Source organism: Acinetobacter sp. (assembly GCF_036666595.1).
Lineage (GTDB): Bacteria > Pseudomonadota > Gammaproteobacteria > Pseudomonadales > Moraxellaceae > Acinetobacter.
Window position 1 is genome coordinate 24289 of record NZ_JAVWVO010000001.1, and the last position, 21591, is coordinate 45879.

Annotated in this window: 14 protein-coding genes; 3 read left to right on the forward strand and 11 right to left on the reverse strand. The window is 43.8% G+C overall.

Features of this window, described 5'->3' with window-relative positions; genetic code table 11:
* Positions 1-159: 159 nt before the first annotated feature.
* From rapA to RR876_RS00190, 6 genes are all read right to left on the reverse strand, one after another.
* Positions 160-2997 (reverse strand): RNA polymerase-associated protein RapA, encoded by a 2838-nt coding sequence (rapA, locus tag RR876_RS00165; RefSeq protein WP_126036216.1) that lies wholly within the window; start codon positions 2995-2997, stop codon positions 160-162.
* Positions 2998-3133: 136 nt separating this feature from the next.
* Positions 3134-3778, reverse strand: coding sequence for an RluA family pseudouridine synthase (locus RR876_RS00170; protein ID WP_062034726.1), 645 nt, complete (start codon positions 3776-3778; stop codon positions 3134-3136).
* Between the two features lie 174 nt (positions 3779-3952).
* Complete coding sequence (locus RR876_RS00175) at positions 3953-5068, reverse strand: ABC transporter permease (protein WP_332477144.1); 1116 nt, start codon at positions 5066-5068, stop codon at positions 3953-3955.
* A 19-nt stretch (positions 5069-5087) separates the two neighbouring features.
* Complete coding sequence (locus RR876_RS00180) at positions 5088-6218, reverse strand: ABC transporter permease (RefSeq protein WP_332477143.1); 1131 nt, start codon at positions 6216-6218, stop codon at positions 5088-5090.
* Positions 6219-6228: 10 nt separating this feature from the next.
* On the reverse strand, positions 6229-8040 hold the full coding sequence (locus RR876_RS00185; protein ID WP_332477142.1) for an ATP-binding cassette domain-containing protein: 1812 nt from the start codon (positions 8038-8040) through the stop codon (positions 6229-6231).
* 17 nt (positions 8041-8057) lie between these two features.
* Positions 8058-9080 (reverse strand): HlyD family efflux transporter periplasmic adaptor subunit, encoded by a 1023-nt coding sequence (locus RR876_RS00190; RefSeq protein WP_332477141.1) that lies wholly within the window; start codon positions 9078-9080, stop codon positions 8058-8060.
* A 110-nt stretch (positions 9081-9190) separates the two neighbouring features.
* On the opposite strand from RR876_RS00190, the gene RR876_RS00195 reads away from it, so the two are divergent.
* A complete protein-coding gene (locus tag RR876_RS00195; protein WP_004693547.1) occupies positions 9191-9826 on the forward strand; it encodes a CerR family C-terminal domain-containing protein in 636 nt (211 codons plus the stop codon).
* On the opposite strand, the gene RR876_RS00200 is transcribed toward RR876_RS00195, so the two are convergent.
* Together RR876_RS00200 and RR876_RS00205 are read right to left on the reverse strand one after the other, a co-directional pair.
* On the reverse strand, positions 9817-11568 hold the full coding sequence (locus RR876_RS00200; protein WP_332481835.1) for an amidohydrolase: 1752 nt from the start codon (positions 11566-11568) through the stop codon (positions 9817-9819). The two genes, RR876_RS00195 and RR876_RS00200, sit on opposite strands and share 10 nt — an antisense overlap.
* Before the next feature lie 153 nt (positions 11569-11721).
* On the reverse strand, positions 11722-12606 hold the full coding sequence (locus RR876_RS00205; RefSeq protein ID WP_218287558.1) for a LysR family transcriptional regulator: 885 nt from the start codon (positions 12604-12606) through the stop codon (positions 11722-11724).
* A gap of 108 nt (positions 12607-12714) precedes the next feature.
* Here RR876_RS00205 and RR876_RS00210 point away from each other — a divergent pair, with 108 nt between their 5' ends.
* Together RR876_RS00210 and RR876_RS00215 are read left to right on the forward strand one after the other, a co-directional pair.
* Positions 12715-13290, forward strand: a complete 576-nt coding sequence (locus RR876_RS00210; protein ID WP_332477139.1) for a chromate transporter — start codon at positions 12715-12717, stop codon at positions 13288-13290.
* Complete coding sequence (locus tag RR876_RS00215) at positions 13287-13802, forward strand: chromate transporter (RefSeq protein WP_332477138.1); 516 nt, start codon at positions 13287-13289, stop codon at positions 13800-13802. Before RR876_RS00210 ends, RR876_RS00215 begins: the two co-directional genes overlap by 4 nt.
* 150 nt (positions 13803-13952) lie before the next feature.
* Here RR876_RS00215 and RR876_RS00220 read toward each other — a convergent pair whose 3' ends face one another.
* Genes RR876_RS00220 through RR876_RS00230 form a run of 3 tightly spaced genes read right to left on the reverse strand, consistent with a single transcriptional unit; the run spans position 13953 to position 21589 of the window.
* Positions 13953-15350, reverse strand: coding sequence for an efflux transporter outer membrane subunit (locus RR876_RS00220; protein ID WP_332477137.1), 1398 nt, complete (start codon positions 15348-15350; stop codon positions 13953-13955).
* Between the two features lie 21 nt (positions 15351-15371).
* On the reverse strand, positions 15372-18479 hold the full coding sequence (locus RR876_RS00225) for an efflux RND transporter permease subunit (RefSeq protein ID WP_332477136.1): 3108 nt from the start codon (positions 18477-18479) through the stop codon (positions 15372-15374).
* Positions 18476-21589, reverse strand: a complete 3114-nt coding sequence (locus RR876_RS00230; RefSeq protein ID WP_332477135.1) for a multidrug efflux RND transporter permease subunit — start codon at positions 21587-21589, stop codon at positions 18476-18478. The genes RR876_RS00225 and RR876_RS00230 overlap by 4 nt, the downstream gene beginning before the upstream one ends.
* Positions 21590-21591 lie beyond the last annotated feature (2 nt).

A 21591-nucleotide genomic window follows, 5' to 3' on the forward strand; every position in this document is an offset into this window, starting at 1 on the left:
TTTATTGTTCGATACATTAGAGTTTTAATGGCGAAAATTCTAGCATAAGCAAGCGCTTAAAATTTCAATGGATTACTTTTCAAATACAACTTAGACATCCCTTTTTTTAAGGACTCATTAAAAAAGCACCCGAAGGTGCTTTTCATACAGCGATTCGAATTATGGTTTAACCACAACCATCACTTGAATTGCTTCTGGTGTAACCGATAGACCATCTAGCAAACCAAGCCCTTCTTTTTGCAGTTTTTGTAGACGCGAAATTTCATCTTCACGAATACTCGGATTAAACTGTTTTAAATAAGTCAGACGGTCAATTTCGTATTGCCACTTACTGCCGTAGACTTCTTTCGCTTGTTGCACAAAGCTCGGTAAAGCCGCACGCGCAAGCTCCAATGCTTGTACATAACGCTGTTCAATCACTTCACGGCGTGCTTTCACGACTTGGCGACAGCTATTACCATCCAAATGATGCAAATACGGTTTTAAGATTTCAGGCGCAATTTTCTGCGACAGGTCTTGACCCTTTTCACTCAACAAAACGCGAACCAGCTGCTGCGGTAAGCTTGAAGGCAAATTCAATGCTTTCGGTGCAACCACATCGACCTTAAACCACACTTCTAACAACACCGAACCTTGTGGTAAAGCAGCTGACTTCAACACTGCAACGTTGGTACTACCAAAACCTTGAGTGTTGATCATTTCCATTACGCTTTCAGTAAATGGATGCTCAAGGGTTAAATACTGAGCATCTTCACGTATCTGAGCTTGATCGCGGTAGAAGGTCGCAGTCATGCCTTCTTCGTCCAAGGTTAAACCTTGAACTTGCATTTGATCGGTTGGTTTAATGATGACTGTACCGTTGCTTTGTTCGTCAAAATCAATATTTGTCGATGCCATAAAGCGCTTCATAAACATTGGCAAAGTGGTGTTGTCATCATAAGACTCTAGCGCTTGTACAATTTCTTGCGCCACAATTGGACGACAAGAGTTGTATTCAAGCAAGCGGTCGCGACCTGATTGTAACTCTGCTTCTAACGCTTCGCGTTGCACGCTAACTGCTTCGAGTAAGTCATCAAACTGCTGACCTTTATCTGTCAGTAAACAATCTTTCAATTCAACAATAAAGTTTTCTTGTAAAGTTTGAGCAGTTGGCGAGATATTACTGAAAATATTTAATGCTTCGTTATACCAACGGAACATACGTTCTTGCGCTGTACCAATCAAATACGGCACATGAATTTGAATCCGGTTTTCTTGACCAATACGGTCTAAACGACCAATACGTTGTTCAAGTACATCTGGGTTCGCAGGCAAGTCAAATAAAATCAAATCTGATGCAAACTGGAAGTTACGACCTTCAGAACCAATTTCAGAGCACAGTAAAATTTGTGCACCATAAGATTCTTCAGCAAAGTAAGCCGACGCTTGGTCACGCTCAAGTAAACTCATGCCTTCATGGAACATTGCAGTACGAATACCCGCATGTAAACGGAGTACGTTTTCAAGTGCTTCAACTACGGGACCAGTACGTGCAATAAGCAACACTTTTTTGTGTTTTAAGTCTGTACGTAGTTTTTCCATGAGCCACATGACACGCGGGTCAGCTTCCATCCACGCACCGTCAAGCTGTGCTTCTTCTGGCCACATTTGTTCACGTAATTTACCATCTTTAGACCAGTTTTCTGGTGCAGGCAAAGGCGCAGGTTGACAGTCACGACCTGGGAAACCTTGAATGGCCTCACGGGTGTTACGGAACAAAATACGCCCTGTACCATGACGGTCTAAAAGCTCATGAATGGCACGGAAACGTTGTTCTGGTGCATCTTCAATGCGATGCCCTAGCAAACCTTCCAATGCAGCCAAATGCCCTTCTTCAAGTGGCATATCTGACATCAGTACTTCAGCAATTTTTGCAGTTTGTTGATACTGGGTTTCTTCATCCAAGAAACGATCCAGCGAACTAAAACGCTGTGGGTCAAGTAAACGTAAACGCGCAAAGTGACTTTCCACACCCAGCTGTTCTGGGGTTGCCGTTAACAGTAAAACACCCGGTGTTTTTTCTGCTAACTCTTCGATCAAGTCATAGCGGTCATTACCACCGTCTTCTTCATTCCACATCAAGTGATGCGCTTCATCAACCACCAACAGATCAAAACCAGCTTCTAAAGCTTGTTCACGTAAGTCATCATGGTCAATCATCAAATCGATTGACGCAATAATGCATTGTTCAGTCAGGAATGGATTCAGTTCAGGGTCATGTTCTTTGATTGAAGCCGTGCGGGTTAAATCAAATAATGAGAAGTTCAAATTGAAACGACGACGCATTTCAATCATCCACTGATATTGCAGTGAATCGGGTACCAAAATTAGGATGCGTTCTGAACGGCCCGTTTTAAGCTGTTGATGGATGATCAATCCAGCTTCAATGGTTTTACCTAAGCCGACTTCATCGGCTAAAAGGACACGGGGAGCAAAACGCTGACCTACTTCGTGTGCAATATACAACTGATGAGGAATCAGACCGACGCGTGAACCGACCATGCCACGTAAAGGGCTCGACTTCATATTGGCTTGCATTAACATCGCTTCGATGCGCAGGTCATACCATTCTTTATAGTCAATTTGACTTGCCAATAAGCGATCAAGCGGTTTAGACAGCTGAATTTGAGCACCAATGCGAGTCTCATTCAGTGATTTACGTTCTTCCGTGCCATCTTCTAAGCGACGAACAACGTTATAACGCACCACACCATGACGGTCTTCATGTGATTCAACCGTCCACTTGGTGCCTTCTTGATCTTGTAATTCATCGTTCACATTAAAAATGATACGTGATAAAGGTGCATTATTCCGTGCATATACACGTGTTTCATCACTTTTAGGGAATAAGATGCTGACAGATCGCTCATCTACATCAATAAGAACTCCTAGACCTAGTTCCGTTTCTGTATCTGATAACCAACGTTGACCAATAGCAAACTGCTGCAATTTTTCCACCTTTATCTACAAGTTAGGACTGCAAATTTAATGCTCAAACATTGTTTGATATTTGAGCAAAATTATACACCTTTAAGCAATATATTTTGACATAAAGCTCACTAAAAAAGTGAGCAAATTTGATGATTCCACGTACTTAAAATGGTACTGGACAAATAAATTCGATACGTTCATCGGTTTGGGGGTGATGAAAACTCAAACGCTCTGCGTGTAAACACAAACGCGGCATCAAATCTTGCTGGTCAGGCGCAGCATAAAGCGTATCTCCCACGATAGGATGACCTAAAAATTGCATATGTACACGAAGTTGATGTGAGCGTCCTGTAATAGGCGTGAGCGCTACACGAGTCACGGGCTGACCCTGTATTTCAAAGTGTTCAATGGCTTTCCACTCAGTCACAGCAGGCTTGTTATGACTGGGCTCTGCAATATGTAACGGTGGACGGGATGGATCATAAATGACAGGCACATCGACAGTGCCCTGACCATCTAAATGACCAGCCACAATCGCTTGATAGGTTTTATCAGTTTGGCGTTCTTGAAACTGACGAGAAATGGATTTTTGTCCCCAACGGCTGAGACCAAAAACCAAGATACCCGAGGTATCACGATCAAGACGGTGGATCAGTAGCGTTTTAGGTTCTAGTTTGACTAAACGATTGATCATACAATCTTGTAAGTCTTCTGTCTTCCCCGGAACGGTGAGTATACCTGCAGGCTTATGGATGACCATAAAGTCTTCATCTCGATGAATCAGGTGTTCGGTTAGAAAATTACTCAAGGTTCCATTCCAAGCTGATCGCGAAAACAAGCGGGCAATAATAAAAAGCTTAAGCCAGAAATACAATGCAAAAATCGTTTTTTTTAATCATGAACCGATATTGATTGCATTATTTAACGTCAAATGCCGAATCACAGTCTGTATCGATAAGTGAGACATAGAGATATCACTCTCTTATGACAAACGATTTCTAAATAACCATGCAGCCAAAGGCAAGGTAATTAAGGCTAATATCAACATCGGTACAAAGTCCCATTTCACTTGCGCAAAACTCGCACCTTCCAAATACACCCGTTGTACCAAGTCTATGCCAAAGCGTAGCGGGTTGGCATAAGTCAGCCAATTCAACACTTCTGGCATATTTTGCACAGGAGTTAGTAAGCCTGATAAAAGCGTTAAAGGCATGATCAAAAAGAAAGTATACAGCATAGCTTGTTGCATATTGAGTGCAATCGCTGAAATCGACAGTCCCACCCCCACAACCGCAATGTTAAAGGCAAATAATCCAAAATAAAGTAAGGTCAAGGAGCCATTCATCGGGATCTGAAACCAGAACAGAATAATCGCCAAAATGATGGAAGATTGAATAACTCCAATAATAATCGGCGGAATGGCCTTCCCAATCATAATCTGCGTCGGGGTATAGGGTGTCACTAAGAGCTGATCAAAAGTCCCTTGTTCACGCTCGCGTGCTACTGAAAGTGCCGAAAGTAACAGTGTCTGCATCATACTTAAAGTTGCAATCAGAGATGGCATGATGCCCCATCTCGACTCGACATTCGGGTTATACCATGTTCGCGCTTGTACCGTGATCGCGGAGTTGGTTCCCAAACGTTCTTGATTGACCTGCCCCACCACACTGCTGATGTAGGAGCCCACCATACTTGCGGTCGATGAGTTTCTCCCATCTAAAATCACTTGAATCGGGGAAGACTCTTGATTATTGAGCTTATCCTCAAAATCAGCAGGAATGGTGATGACCGCCAAGGCTGTTCGATCATTAATCACCTGTTGGATTTGCTGATTATTTTTCAAATCTGCCATTCGTTTAAAAATTCCTGAACCATCTAAATGTGCTAAAACTTGTTGTGAGCTTTGGCTTCGGCTTTGATCCAGCACAGCATAATCAACATGATTGACATCATAACTTGCGGCATAACCAAACAAGACCGCTTGGATAAATACAGGCGCGATTAAGGTCACTCGATTGGCAGGATCGACTAAAATGGCTAAAAACTCCTTTCGAATCAGCACCCACAGATAACGAAACCAGCGCATTAACGTTGTCATAACACCATTCTTCCTTTCGTTAGCCCAAGCGCTTTTTCAGCGTACGCGTGGTCATTACCGTGAATAGCACGATATAGATCAGTAAAATGCCACATTCTTTGAACCACAAAGACCAATCATCGCCACCGAGTAATAGAGTTTTAATCAAAGTCATATAGTGCGTTGCAGGTAAAACATTGCTGATAACTTGCACAATTAGCGGTAAGTTTCGTGTATCAAACACAAAACCTGAAAGCATTAAAGCAGGCATGAAGCTGGCAAGCAGTGCCATTTGACTGGCTTGAAACTGACTTTTGGATAGGCCTGAAATCATCAGACCCAGCAGTAACGACACCATTAAATATAAAAAAGAGGCGCTCATGACAGAGAGCAGTGATGCGCGAATGGGTACATCAAACAGAACATGTGCTGCAACTAAACACATCACAATATCGATCATCCCAATCACGATATAGGGCGCTAGTTTTGAAAGTACAATTTCTAGAGGACGTACGGGCGTAACATATAATGCTTCTAAAGTACCGCGCTCGCGCTCACGTGCAATCAGCAAGCCTGTTAAAAATGCGCCAACCAAGGTCAAAATCAGGACAATTAAACCCGGCACTAAAAACCATGTGCTATTTGCAGACTCGTTAAACCACATACGTTGTTCAACCGTGATAATGCCACCCACCGAAGCTGCATTTGTTCGGTCTGCTTGTATCAAACTGGCGGTATTGAGCGCACTGGTAATATAACCCTGCAAAGCCGAAGCAATACTGGTCGAACGGCCATTGGTAATGACCTGAACAGCACCCGATCCCTTTGCATATTGCTCCGCAAAGTTACTGGGTATATTGACGATGGCATCAATTTCAGCCTTGCCCATAGCGGCTTCAGCTTGGCTAAAGCTTGGATAGTGCTTGACGGTAATGTATTTAGAACCGTTTAAGCCACTCATCAGTTGCTGACTCTGTGGCGTGAGCTGTTGCTCCACCACCCCGACGCGTCCATTGGTTAAATCGAAAGACAGTCCATAACCAAACAGTAAAATTAAAATAATCGGTAGTATGAAACCGATCGCAATACTGCTTTTATCACGAAGCAGCTGTTTGGATTCTTTACGTGTTAAGGCAAACAGTCGGGTCCAAAATGCAGAGAAATGATTCATCTGACGCTCCTCAGTGAGCCTGCATGTCCGCACGGGACTGTTCAACGATGGTAATAAAAGCGCTATTCATATCGTTTACACCCTCTAACTGTGCCATCCCACGAATCTGTTGAGGTGTGCCAATCGCCAGCAACTTCCCTGCATCTTGAATCGCAATCCGATCACAGTATTCAGCTTCTTCCATAAAGTGCGTGGTCACAATAATGGTCATGCCTTGGTTCGCTAACTCTCCAATGGTGTACCAAAAAGAGCGCCTTGCTAATGGATCAATACCACTGGTCGGTTCATCCAAAAATACAATTTCAGGCTGATGTAACAGTGCTGCTGCCATCGACAAACGCTGTTTAAAACCATTTGGTAGATCACCGCTTTTAGCATGTGGCTTAAGTTCAAATTGGAGCAATGCTTTATCAATTTGCTGCTTTAACTGTTTGCCCGATAAGCCATACGCGCCACCAAAAAACTTTAAATTATCCAGCACACTCAAATTGCCATACAGGGCAAACTTCTGCGATACATAACCAATTTTTGCCCTTGCCTGCGCACGAGCTGTACGCAAATTCATGCCTGCCACTTCCAACACACCACTGCTGGCGGGCAGTAAGCCACAGAGCATACGAAACGTCGTGGTCTTACCTGCACCATTGGGGCCAAGTAAACCAAAAATTTCGCCTCGGGATACATCAAACGAGGTACTGGCCACGGCGGTAAAATCACCAAAGCTGCGTACCAAATCCTTCACCACAATCACAGGTTTTTCGAGCTGGTGTTTTACATCCTGCTCTGTTTTCACTTGTGGTGTATCAGAGTTTTCTATCCATGATTTTGAAGAGTTTAAAGGTGAATTTTCCTGCGCCAATACCGTTTTTTGAGTATGCTTCGCCTCATGTAAAAGCAACATAAATGCATCTTCTAGCTCTGCTGCTCTCGGTTCTGCAACAACGCCTTTGGGCAAGAGATCTGCTGGAAGTGATGGGCTTTCAGTCCGCGTAATAAAACGCACTACATCTCCTTTGGGAACTGCATCGGCAATATAATGTTGATTATCGAGTAAGTGTGCTTGTAACACCCGCGCCTTCATGTTGGGACTGGGTTTTACTTGCCATGTTTGTCTATGTACCTGAGCTGTCAGCTCGTCGGGTGTACCTTGCTTTAAGACTTGCCCATCCAACATGACATAAACCTGATGACAGCGCTCAGCTTCATCCATATACGCCGTACTGAGGATGACACTCAAGTTATCCTCTCTCACCAACTGTTCAATGATGATCCACAAATCACGGCGTGAGAGTGGATCGACACCAACACTCGGCTCATCCAACAGCAATAGTTCAGGTGAACGTACTAAAGTGCAGGCCAAACCTAACTTCTGCTTCATACCACCAGAGAGTTTTCCTGCGAGACGCTCAGTAAAGCGCGCTAAATCGGTAATCTTGAGTAAACGTGCAAAACGCTCCTTGCGAACGTCCATTGGCACGCCATGCAAGTCCGCATACAAGTCTAAATTTTCTTGAATGCTGAGGTCTTCATACAAACCAAACTTTTGCGGCATGTAACTGATACGATCTTGCACAGATTGTGGATCTTTGGCGACATCCATTCCTAAAACCTCTAAGATTCCAGCAGTTGGCTTATATAAACCTGCGATCAATCTTAAAAATGTAGTTTTACCTGCACCATCAGGCCCAACCAAAGCCGTTAGTTGTCCTGCCTTGATCTGCATATTTATGCCTTGCAAAGCCTGAACATCATCCAAACCTTTTTGTTCTGCTTTAAAGATTTTGTTTAAATCTGTGGCAATCACAATGCTCTCTACTGACATCGACATACTCCCCTGCCTTAAAGATTGTTCGTGGCAGTTGGACGCGATGATTTGGCTATGTTCACCGTCACAGGTTGTCCCATTTTCAACTGGTCATTCGGGTCATCAACATAAATGCGGACTTCATAGACCAACGTCGTGCGAATATCTTCGGTCTGTACCGTTTTCGGGGTAAATTCCGCGACAGATGAGATATAACCAATTTTTCCAGTAATGGGCTGCTGCGGCTGTGAGTCACGAAGGACTTGGGCTGCTGCGCCCATGTTGATATGTCCAAGATCCGTTTCACTGGCATAAACACGCACCCATTTAGGATGGATCAGGGCAATGGTATAGACGGACTTGTTTGAAGTCGTCATGTCGCCAACTTCTTGTAAACGTGCACGAATTACACCATTCACAGGTGCTCGCAGCTTACTTTGTGTAATTTGATAATCAATCAAATCAAGATTGGCCTTGGTCGATTCATATTGTGCTTTAGCCGCTTCACGATCTTCTGTGCGTGCACCTTTCAAAAGTAGCTCTAAGTTGGCTTTGGTTTCACCGACGGCCGCTTCCGCCATTTTCATATTGCTTTTTGCAGCATCAACCTCTTGCTTACTCACCGCTTGACCCGCAGTACTCCGATTTAAGACGTTTAAACGTTGATATTGTTTATCGGTATTTTCAAATTGGGCTTGGGCAGACTGTACTTTCGCTTTCGCTTGGGTAATCTCTTCAGGTCGATTGCCCGCAGCTTGCTCATTTAAGATTTGCTGTTGAACTTGTAACTGCGCTTGGGCTTGCTGTGCTTGTATGCTAAGCGAGTCGGTATTCAATTCAGCAAGAATTTGACCTTTTTTAACGCGATCGCCTTCTTGAACAGCCAAGCTTTGAATGCGTCCAGCCGTTTCAAATGCAAGCGAGACTTGTCGAATATCAACATTGCCATATAGCACCAGATGATCGGGATCGGCTTTGTCTCGACTGAACCACAAAAATGCAGCCGCTACAGCAATGAGCAACACCCCAACCAACAGTATGAACTTACTTTTGTTCATGCACACCAAACCTTCGCTTAGTTTTAATACAAGTTTAAATTTAATTTAAACTATAACAATTCAGTTAAGAAAGATATACTTCAAGTCTAAATTTTGATGCAGAGTAAATAATGTCTAGAGCTGGACGTAGCGATGGTGATTTAACCAAATCGAAAATTTTGGATGCTGCTGGCCGCCTGATTGCTCAGGATGGTTTTGCAAAAACCACGAGTAAAGCCATTGCCAAGCTGGCAGAAGTCGATTTAGCTGCTATTAATTATCACTTCGATGGTCGTGATGGGTTATATCGTGCCGTACTTGCCGAAGCACATACGCATTATATTGATGAACAAGAACTCTTGACCTTACTTAACAGCTCTAAAACGCCTACTGAAAAACTGGAAGCTTTTTTTGAAAGCCTGATCGGTAAGCTGGTTGAAACCGATGTCTGGCATAGCAAAGTGTTTGTTCGAGAACTTTTTTCACCGACTACCCACCTATACACGTTTATGCAAAATGATGGTGCGCGAAAGTTTCTTTTGGTCAAAAAAATTATTAGCCAAGTTTCAGGCATTGATGAAAATCACCCTGCACTTTTGCCTTGTGTACTCAGCACAGTCGCACCCTGTATGATGCTGATTTTGGCAGATGCAAATGGTCCAAGCCCACTTAAAAATGTCTCCAAGCTTGAACCTGCACTTTTGGTTAAACATCTCATGACCTTTTCAGTCGCAGGTTTACAAGCCGCTAAACAACTTTATCTTTGATAAACCAACTGTCCTTGCTTATAGGTTGCAAGGACTTTGATATCTTTGATTTTAGACGGTTCAATTGTGATTGGATTGTCACTTAAAACAACAAAGTCACCGTATTTCCCAGTACTTAATGTGCCTTTGATGTCTTCTTCAAAATACTGATATGCAGCCCAGTCCGTCATCGTTTTAAGTGCGATATACGGGCTGACTTTTTGTGCCTCACCCAAAACTTTGCCTGTTCGCGTGGTGCGATTAACCGTTGCATCCAATACCATCATGCTTTTCGGTGGGATAACAGGAGCATCATGATGCTCGGTGAAAATCATGCCTTTTCTTAAGGCCGAACCTGTTGGTGAGATGTGTTCAGCACGCTTTTCACCTAAGGTTTGTGCCACATGCCAGTCGCCCCAGTAGTAGGTATGTAGAGAAAAAAATGAGGGAATCAAGTGAAGCTGTTTCGCCCGATCCAGTTGATCCTCTCGCATGGTTTGCGCATGAATAATCACGTCTCGTCGCTGTGAGGCATCATATTTTTTTTGCGCATTGGCAATCACATTGAGGTATTGATCAATTGCAGCATCACCATTGGCATGTGCTAAAATGGGCCATTGTTGTTGAAAAGCCAAATCAATCATGTGCTGGACTGTTTTTTGCTCTGGAAATGCAGGATAGCCACGATAGTTCTTATCTTTCCCTTCAGGCGGAACCACATAAGGTACGGTTAACCACGCTGTTTTACCTTGAGGTGAACCATCTAAGCTAATTTTCACGCCACCAATTCTAAAGTGATTGACATAGTTTTTGCTTACACCTTTTTCGAGCATATACGCCTGTTCAGAACTAATATCAGGATAAGAGACGACATCGATGGCTAATTTGTTTTGATTAGCCAAACTGCGCCAAAGTTCTGAAGTACCACGATCAGCTCGTCCTTCTTGTACCGTGGTGTAACCATTTTTCATATAGGTCTGTACCGCTGTCAACGCCATCTGCTGCATCATTTCAGATGGGACCGTTTTAAAAGCCTGTAACATGGCTTCAATCACAACACTTTCTTCCAGTACACCATTTGGAATATTTGTCCCTACTACGCGTCGAATCACACCACCACTGGGGTTGCTACTTTTTTCATTAATGCCTAACAACTCTAGCGCTTTGTGATTTACAGAGGCCAAATGTCCAGACTGATGCAAAATCAGTACAGGTTGAGTCGTTGAAATCTGATCTAAATCTGTGGCTGTCGGATGGGTTTTCTCTTGTAGCTGGGCATCATCATAACCATTGCCAATAATCCAGCCAGAAGTCGCATGGACAAAAGTTGGATTTTGCTTCGCCCACGCCTTCATTTCTTGGATAAGTGTGGCAATACTCACCACCTTGCCATCTGGTGGTGGATATAAATTTGCCACAGTTTGCTGCATACCGACAGAGTTTAAATGACTATGTGCATCAATGATGCCTGGGATGACGGTCTTGTTATTCAAGTTCAAGCGTTTCGCCTGTGGCGCAAGCTTTTCAGCCTCAGACATTGTGCCTGTATAACGGATCTTTCCATCTTGAATTAACATGGCATCGACATAGCTGGGCTGCATGCCTTGCATGGTTAAAATGGGGCCACCATAGACCAATAAGGCATTTTGCGCCTGTTGTGTATTTGAAAAGGTGCTAGACGGGCTGGATGTACAACCGCTTATCAGTACCACAGAGGAAGAAATCAGAGCCGTAAGTACAAAAGAAACTTTATTAAAAAGCATGGGTTAAACACCTCATATTGCTAAATATTATATTTTGCTCCGTACGAGCATTCGTTATATCTATAGAACTTTCAATACAACACATCATCGCTCTACCTTAGCACTTTAAGCCGGCTCTTGTCAGGCAGAATAAGGTGCTCAATATTCAACGGATTATTGCAATAACTTTAAGATGTGTTGCAAACGGACATTGTCTATATTTTCTTTATACACTGCATAAATCGGCGCAATACACGGGTTATTGGCCTTGAGCGCTTTATAAACAATCTGCTTATTCCAAAAGTCACGGATGGCCTCAGGCACGATGGATAAACCAATCCCCGCGGCAATCAAGTTTAAACTCGAGGTTAAACGTGGCGCTTCTTGTACAATTTTGGGACTAAACCCAGCTTGGTAGCAACTGGCCAAAATATTATCGAATAAATCTTGTCCAGCTAAACGTCGGTACAACACAAAATCATGCGGTTCAAGATCCAGCAAATGAATCGGTTCAGCTTGTTCAGCCAAAGGATGATTGTTGGGTAAAGCCACAATGAGCGGTTCATCTAATACATGTAGACTGGTTAAACCAAGGCCAATGGGTGCAGGTTTGCGTAAGAACACAATGTCATTTTTTTCATTACTAATGGAGTCTATCAGCGAGCTACTGCCATCTTCTTCCAAATGAATTGAGACACGTGGAAAAGTTTCCCGAAAGTTACGCAGCAAAGCCGGTAAAAAAGGATGTAAGCCAACCGAGTTGGTGAAGCCAATATTAATCTGACCTTCGACCCCCAAAGAAATATCCTGCACACGTTTAGGAATTAACTGTGCATGCGCCAATATCGCAAGGGCTTCTTTGTACAAAACCTTGCCTGCTTCTGTTACCTCAACACCACGCGGCAAACGCTTTAGCAGTTGTGTATTCAACTCTTCTTCCAAGCTTTTGATAATCCGTGTCAACGGTGGTTGTTGCATATTCAAACGTACCGCAGCATGCGAAATATTACTTTCTTCTACAACTGCAACAAATGCTCTGAGTTTATGGATATCAATCATGTCTGCCCCATTAAACATACTTTTTCAGTATATATAACGTCAAAAATAGCATTTTTCAACATATCTCTACAGGTTCATACTGAGCACATTCCACAAAAGGCGAAAGACATGAACACTGAAGTGCTCCCTGCTGAACAAATAACCCACCCGACTTCTAGGGAACTATTTGCAGGCTTTATGAAGCTGGGACTCATGGGCTTTGGTGGCGTATTGCCACTTGCACACCAAATGGTTGTAGAAGACCAAAAATGGCTCAACACGGAAGAGTTCACGCACTTATTGGGTGTCTGTCAAATCCTCCCCGGTGGAAACATCATTAATATGGCCGTTGCGATTGGTTATGAGTTTCAGGGGGTTAAAGGTTCTATTAGTGCTGTTCTCGGGTTGATTTTTGCACCGACGGTGATTGTGATTTTGCTGTATCAGCTCTATACCCAATTTCAAAGTATCCCCATGATTCAGCACATGATACAGGGACTAGCAGCAGCGGCAGCAGGTTTACTATTTGCGATGGGGTTAAAAATGTTGAAACCCATTCTGAAAAGTTACCTCACGATCTTTACTATCGCGCTGACCATTGTCTTTATGCTGATTGTTAAGATTCCCTTGGCATTAACGTTACTGATCTTAGTCAGCATCAATGTCGCAGTCTTAAGCTTGAAAAAAAGAGGAAAAAACGCATGATTTTACTCACCTTAGCCATCGTTTTTACCCAGCTTTCTATATTGGCCTTTGGTGGCGGCAATGCAATTTTGCCTGAAATGCAACATCAAGTAGTCGAAGTGCATCGTTGGCTTACTGCCACAGAGTTCAGTACCATGTTTGCCATGGCTCAAGCGGCACCGGGCCCCAATATGATGATTGTACCTTTGGTCGGCTGGCATGTGGCTGGACCTGCTGGACTGTTCGTGACTTCATTGGCGAAGTTTGGGCCCTCTTCTGTACTGACTATATTTGCACTCAAGTTTTGGAATCAGTTTAAGGATCACCCGCTACGTAGCATGTTTGAAAAAGCACTGAAACCAATTACTGTCGGCTTGGTTTTGGTCAGTGCCTATATTATTGCCGCTGCATCTGCTCAGAACTGGTTACTCATTGCAATCGTTATCGTCGCTACTAGTTTAAGTTTAGTTAAAAAAATTCATCCACTGTGGGTCATGCTCTTTGGAGCAATGTCAGGCGCACTGTTTTTATAAACGGTGTGTCATAAAAGTTCGTGTTCAATAGCACATACTTTCTCTTTTATTGTTACTTTCAAATAAATAGCATAAGCCTTACATCTGATGCCCAAGATGTAAGGCTTAATTTCGTTTGGGCCAATAACCATGTGAAAAGAAAGCAAGTGTTTAGGAAATATTCCCACCCAAAGCAGTCATTAATTGCGCTGTATTTTTTAATTGCATTTGTTGTAACTCTAATGTGCTCTGTTCAGCTTGCAGCCTTAAATTCTGCGCCGTGACCACTTCCAAATAACTGACTAAACCTGCGTTATAACGTCGCATCACCACTTGTTCATTTTCTTTAGCCAGTTGCAGTAACTGAGCTTGCTCCAGTTGTTGTTGTTTCAAACTTGAAGTTTGCATTAAAGCATCATCAACTTCCTTCCAGCCCGTAAGTACAGCTTGCTTATAGGCTGCTAACTTTTCATCATAACTTGCCTGCGCTTGGGCAATTTCAGCTTGCCGTTTTCCACCATCAAAAATAACCGAAGCCACTTCTAGTCCCGTAGACCATAAATATGCAGGGGCTTGGAACAACTGACCCAACACTTGACTATTTAAACTCGCATTAAGACCAATACTCATATCTGGCAACCAAGCTGTTTGCGCTAAACCCAACTGTGCATGTGTACTCGCAAGCTCCCGCTCTGCACGAATCACGTCGGGACGTTGCATGAGTAAACGACTGGGTAGCTGTGCAGGTACAGTAGGAATACTTAGACCTTGCTGTCGTTTTACCAATTGAAACTGGGCCACACTTTTACCCTGCAAGACCGCCAGGACATTTTCCTGTAAATTGCGTTCACGCTGCGTTTCGATCTGCTGTATTTGCACTTGTTTCAACTGCGTTTCTGCCTGTATCACATCTGCCCGCGCAATCATCCCTGCTGTATATTGGTTTTTTAAAATTTGCACTGAACGTAGGTAACTTTTTTGGGTTTGCTGCAATACATCAAGTTGCGCATCCAAAACACGAATGTTCCAATAAGCCTCAGTCGCCAATAACTGTTGATTCAGTTTCACTGCGGCTAAGTCCGCCTGCACCGCTTCTAAATTTGCCTGTTGTCCCTCTATCGCTTTCGCCACACGTCCCCACACATCAGGAATCCAGCTGGCCTGAACTCCAGTACTAAACTGACTATTTGGAGAAGTATGCTTTACTCCATTACGTTTAGCAGCACCTTCTAAGCTTAGGCTGACAGAACGACTGGCTTTTTGCTGTTCAAGTAAAGCATTTGCTTGTCTATAACGTGCCTCGGCCTGTTTCAAATTTAAGTTTTCTGCATTTAACTGTTGCAGCAGTTGGCTTAAAACGGGGTCTTGATAAATATTCCACCATGCGACTGTCGCTCTTTTTAAGCCTGCTGTTTCTGTCCAATTGAGCGCAGCATATTTATATTGCTCATCCGCTTGAATCAATGGTGTTTTATATTCGGGAGGACGTACAACCACCGTAGAACTACATGCAGTCAACAACAATACACAACTTAGGCTGAAGGCATTTTTATAAACCAAACCAGACATTCTATTTTCCTATTTCTTTATCTATTTGCCTAAGCTTTGCAGCACAAATTTACGTTTAAATCTCGAACAAGATTCGGCCCATTTTTCAAAGAGCAAATACAAAACAGGCGTGGTGTACAAAGTTAAGAGCTGCCCAAGCGCTAAGCCGCCCACAATGACCACACCCAAAGGCTGACGTAGCTCAGCCCCCTCACCCCAACTACAAGCCAGCGGAATTGCACCCAATAATGCTGCGGTATTGGTCATTAAAATCGGGCGAAAACGCAGAGCCGCCGCAGACAATACAGCTTGATATGCTGACTTTCCTGCCCGCCGTTCATATAAGGTAAAATCAATCAATAAAATGGCATTTTTCACAACGATACCAATAAGTAAAAACATGCCCAATAATGCAATCAGGGTAAACTCAAAATTAAATATCCATAAGGTCAACAGTGCGCCCAAAGCTACAGCGGGTATGGTCGATAAAATCGTTAACGGATGAACCACACTTTCATAGGTCACCCCAAGCACGATATAAATCAACAAAATCACTGCAAGAATCAGTAAGGGAGTACTTAAGCCCGCTTGTAAACTTTCTGCCTCGACATCTTTATCTGTGGTCATAAAAACGTTGTTTGGCAACATCACTTCAGTTAAGACAGATCGGATCGCGGCATCGGCCTGTTCATAGCTATAGCCCTGTTTCACCACATAACCAATACCCATCGCGGCATATTGATTACGTCTATACACTCGATCATTGGTAATTCCATAAGACCATGTCGCAAAGTTACGCAGCGGCACAGCTTGTCCATCTTTATTAGGAACCTGTACATTAGCTAAAGATTCAGGATGTTCCGTGAAGTGCTTATCTACTTCCATGACCACATGAAACTGTTGGGTTTGATCATAAATGGTTGAAATCTGGCGCTGTGAAAATGAGTTGTTCAGTACACTCGAAATGCTTTCAATATCAACGCCCAAACGACGTGCCGCTTCACGGTCTACATCTAGGGTGACATGCTGCGCACCTTCATCCCCCATGGTTTCCACTTCCTCAAGTTCAGGCAGTTTTTGCATGGCCTGCGCGACTTTCGGCACCCATTGGCGTAGCTGTGCAACATCATCTGACTGTAGCAACAGCATATAGTCTTGCCCACTACCACTTGAAAAAGGATCATCCAGTTCTAATTCTTGTTCTACAAGTGCTGAGAAAATTGCCCCAGCCTGCCACGGCGCATTTTGTTTCATACGCTCGACAATGGCATGTGAGCTTTGCCCCTCACGCTCTGCTTTGGGTTTTAAACTCACCATGAAAAACGAATTGGTGGTTCCACCTGCTCCGCCTGATGTTCCAACCACATCTTTTACAGCAGGGTCATTCAACAAGCTTTCACTAAAGGCTGCAATTTTGGGTTGCATAATTTGAAAGGAAAACCCGTCATCACCACGAATGAAAGCCTCAACCCGTCCTGTATCTTGCTCAGGCAATACTCGTTTAGGAAGGTGCTGATAAACATAGAATGAAGCCCCAATCGCACCTAGCCAAAATAAAATTACGACATAGCCATGTGCTAGCATCCATTTTAAAGATGTTAAATAAGCATGATTGAACTGCTGCATGCAACGATGGCTAAATTGATATAAAGGCTGATGTTGGTCGCTCTCTAGCGGTTTTAGACAACGTGCAGATAAGCTTGGTGTCAGTACCAAGGAAACAAAAACCGATAACACCACAATAAAAACTAAGGTCAGTGAAAACTCGCGGAAAAGCCGTTCAATCACACCGCCCATAAACAGCACTGAAATGAAAATCACCACCAAAGCCAAATTCATGGCCACTAAAGTCAGCCCCACCTCCTGAGTCCCTTTAATGGCAGCCTGTACAGGAGAGTCTCCCTGCTCAATATGACGCTCAATGTTTTCCAGCACCACAATCGCATCATCCACCACCAATCCTATAGCGACAATCACCGCCATAATGGAGAGGTTATTGAGCGAAAAGCCTGCCAAATACACCAAACCACAAGCCCCCACTAAGGTCACCAACATGGCAATACTCGGCACAAGAGCACTTTGCATACGCCCTAACATTAAAACAACGACAATAATGACCAACAGCATGGAAAACAACAGCGTATCGCGGGCTTCCGCTAAGCCTGCGCGAATGATTTCAGAACCATCCATCACCGTAGTCAGTTGAGCGTCTGCGGGCATGAGTGATTTTAATTCAGGCAGTTTTTCTTTGATCTGATCAATGGTCGCCACGGTATTGGCATTGGGTTGACGGCTAATTTTGATAATCACCGCAGGTTGACCATTATGAAAACCACTGACATAGCGGTTTTCAACAGAATCTTGCACCTCAGCCACATCTTTTAAACGTACGATTGCTTGAGCATTACGATGAATTACCAAGTTTGAAAAATCTTGCGCTTGTTTTAAATCGTTCGACAAAGCGACTTGCCAACGAAGTTGATCGGTTTCAACCACGCCCAACGCTTGTACTGTATTGCTTTTTTCAATTGCAGTACGGACTTGTTCCAATGAAACACCCTGTGCAATGAGTGCATTCGGATTTAAGGTGATCCGCACCGCAGGCATAGACGCGCCATCAATTTCAACCTCACCAACTCCACTCATCTGCGCAAGATTGGGCTGGAGTTGATTGCTGGCAATTTCATATAATTTACCCGCAGATAAATGCTCTGAACTCAATGCCAAATAAAAAATTGGGCTTTGGCTGGGATTAACCTTGAAATATTCAGGAGGGCTAGGCATTCCTGATGGAAGTTGTGACATTGCAACATTAATAGCGGCCTGTACTTCTCTCGCTGCTTCATTGATATCGGTCTCTAAGTCAAAGTGCAAAGTCACTTGCGTTGCATTTTGACTACTAGATGAATTAATCGCTTTTACCCCAGAAACGCCCATCATGGCCCGTTCTAAAGGTGTTGCAACGGTCGCCGACATACTCTCAGGACTTGCCCCAGGTAAACTGGCCCGCACCACGATGGTCGGAATATCTGCCTGAGGTAAGGATGCCACGGGTAAGCGGAAATACGCCAATACACCAAGCAACACAATTGCGATGCCCAGTAACATACTGGCAACAGGACGATGAACCAAAGCAGAGAGCACTTTCAAAACTCGCTCCTTGACTCATCAAGTTCAACTAAAGGCAACTCCGGCTTTTGAAAAGCATGCTGTAAACGATCAAAAAACAAATAAACCACAGGCGTGGTAAATAAGGTCAGCACCTGACTTAAAATCAAACCACCAACCATGACAATTCCCAGAGGCTGGCGTAATTCAGCCCCTGAACCAGATGCCAACATGAGTGGAATAGCACCGACCAATGCCGCCAGTGTCGTCATTAAAATGGGGCGAAATCGCATCAACGCCGCCTGATAAATCGCTTGCTGAGGTGAAAGACCATCTTGGCGCTGTGCTGCCAAGGCAAAGTCCACCATCATGATGCCGTTTTTTTTCACCAAACCAATCAATAAAATAATGCCGATTAAAGCAATCATATCGAGTGGTCGACCGACCATAAACAACGCCAATAAAGACCCGATTGCCGCAGACGGTAAAGTTGAAAGAATGGTGATCGGATGAATAAAACTCTCATACAGCATTCCAAGCACGATATACATGGTCACAATCGCGGCAATCACCAACCAAAAGGTATGCTGTTGCGAGTTTTCAAATGCAGCAGCAGCTCCTTGTAACTGGAGCTTAACTTCAGCAGGTAAATTGAGCTGCTGTTCTACACGTTGAATGGCTTGGATGGCATCACCCAAAGCCACGCCTGTTGCAAGGTTAAAAGAGATACCATTGGCAGGAAACTGAGCTTGCTGTTGTAAAATAATCGGGACACGCTTTTGCACAATGCTTGCCACAGAACTAAGTAAAATCGGTTCTCCGCTGGCATTATGGATATAGGTTTGCTCTAAAGCTCGAATACCTTGAGTTAACTCTGGCGCAAGTTCTAAGACAATGCGGTATTGATTTGACTGGGTATATAGAGTCGCAATTTGCCGCTGTGCAAATAGATTTTGCAAAGCCAAACTAATGTCTTCTACCGTTAAGCCGAATCTCGCTGCTGCATCTCGATTGACATCAATATACGCCTGTAAACCGTGCCCACCGTTTTCACTGCTCACTTCTGCAAACTCAGGTTGTTGGCGTAAAGCTTCTACCAAGACAGGTGTCCATAACGCTAAGTCTGAGTTGTTTGTTGCCGTTAAACTGAGTTGATATTGAGTTCGACTAATTTTGTCTTCAATACTTAACTCCTGCACAGGTTGCATCCAAGCACGAATACCCTGAACATGGCCCAACTCTTCACGCAGACGTGCCATCACTTGATCTGCACCTTCTCGTCCTGCATGTGACTTTAAATTAATAAGTATTCGGCCATTACTAAGTTTCGGGTTATTGGCATCAATACCAATAAACGATGATAGGCTTTCAACTGCTGGATCTTTTAAAATTTCAGCCGCTAGTGCTTGTTGACGCTCACTCATGGCTTGAAATGAAATATCGTCTGGAGCTTCGGTCACTACTTGGATAACGCCACTGTCCTGCACAGGGAAAAAGCCTTTCGGAATCATCCAATACAAAAAACCTGCGAATAACACTGTACTGAGCATAACGGCCAGTGTCAGGGTTTGATGCTGAAATACCCATTGCAAAGCTTTTCCATACTGCTGAATGATGCCATCCAGACTCCATCTATTCGCTGAAGTTTGATGCTCTGCTTCTTTTAATGACGCTTTGCCTTTGAGTAAATAAGCACACATCATCGGCGTTAAGGTTAAAGAGACCACTAGAGAAATTGCTATTGCAGCCGCCAAAGTCACTGCAAACTCATGGAACAATCGGCCGACTACATCGCCCATAAACAACAGTGGAATGAGAACAGCAATCAATGAAATGGTTAAAGAAATGAGCGTAAAACCTATTTCTTTCGACCCTTTGAGTGCCGCTTGCATCAGGCTTTCACCAGCTTCACGATGTCGTGCAATATTTTCCAACATCACAATCGCATCATCCACCACAAAACCTGTGGCAATGGTCAGCGCCATTAAGGTCAGGTTATTGACTGAAAAACCTAAAAAATACATCAGTACAAACGTACCAATGATTGACAGCGGAACTGCAATACTCGGAATAATGGTGGCAGATAAATTTCTTAAAAAGAGAAAAGTTACCATCACCACCAAACAGACCGCAAAAACCAATTCCTTTTGCACATCGTGGATCGAACTACGGATACTCTCAGTACGGTCAGTCAGCACTCGAATTTTGACGTTTTCGGGTAGGTTCTTTTGCAGCTCAGGCAACAACTGCTTAATCTGATCGGCCACTTGAATCACGTTGGCATTCGGTTGACGCTGTACATTCACTAAAATGGCAGCTTGACTGTCTGCCCATGCCGCCATATAGCGGTCTTCACTGCCTTCAATCACTTGTGCCACATCTTTTAATCGAATCGGAGCACCGTTATTCCAGCGTAAAATGAGGCTTTCATAGTCGCCAATTGAACGAATTTGATCATTGGCATCCAGCATAGTACTGCGATATGGCCCATCAAAACTGCCTTTGGGTTGACTGGCATTGGCCGCATTGATTGCGGTGCGGACATCTTCGGCACTCATTTTATAAGCGGCAAGCGCAGCAGGATTCATTTGCACCCGTATTGCTGGTCGTTGCCCACCAGCAAGACTCACCATACCCACACCCGTGAGTTGAGACAGCTTTTGTGCCACCCGAGTATCCACCATGTCATAGACCGTGGTGAGAGCTAAAGTTTCTGAACTAATCGCTAATGTAATGACAGGCACATCGGCTGGATTGACCTTTCGATATACAGGTGGTGTTGGCAAATCACTCGGTAATTTACTGCTGGCAGTACTTAGTGCCGATTGTACTTCTTGCTCCACTACACCTAGTTCAGCACTTAACTCAAACTGTAAAGTAATGACAGATGCTCCGACAGAACTCTGCGAAGACATTTGCTTTAAGCCCGAAATTTTACCCATTTCCCGTTCAAGCGGTGCGGTGATAGTCCGTTGTACAGTGTCGGGGTTTGCCCCAGGCTGAAAGGTATAGACCTGAATAATGGGATAGTCGACCTGTGGTAAAGCCGACACTGGTAAAAGCCGCCAAACCAATAGTCCACTAAACAGCAATGCCAGCATCAACAACGTAGTTGCGACTGGACGGACAATAAAGAATTTTGAAATATTCATGT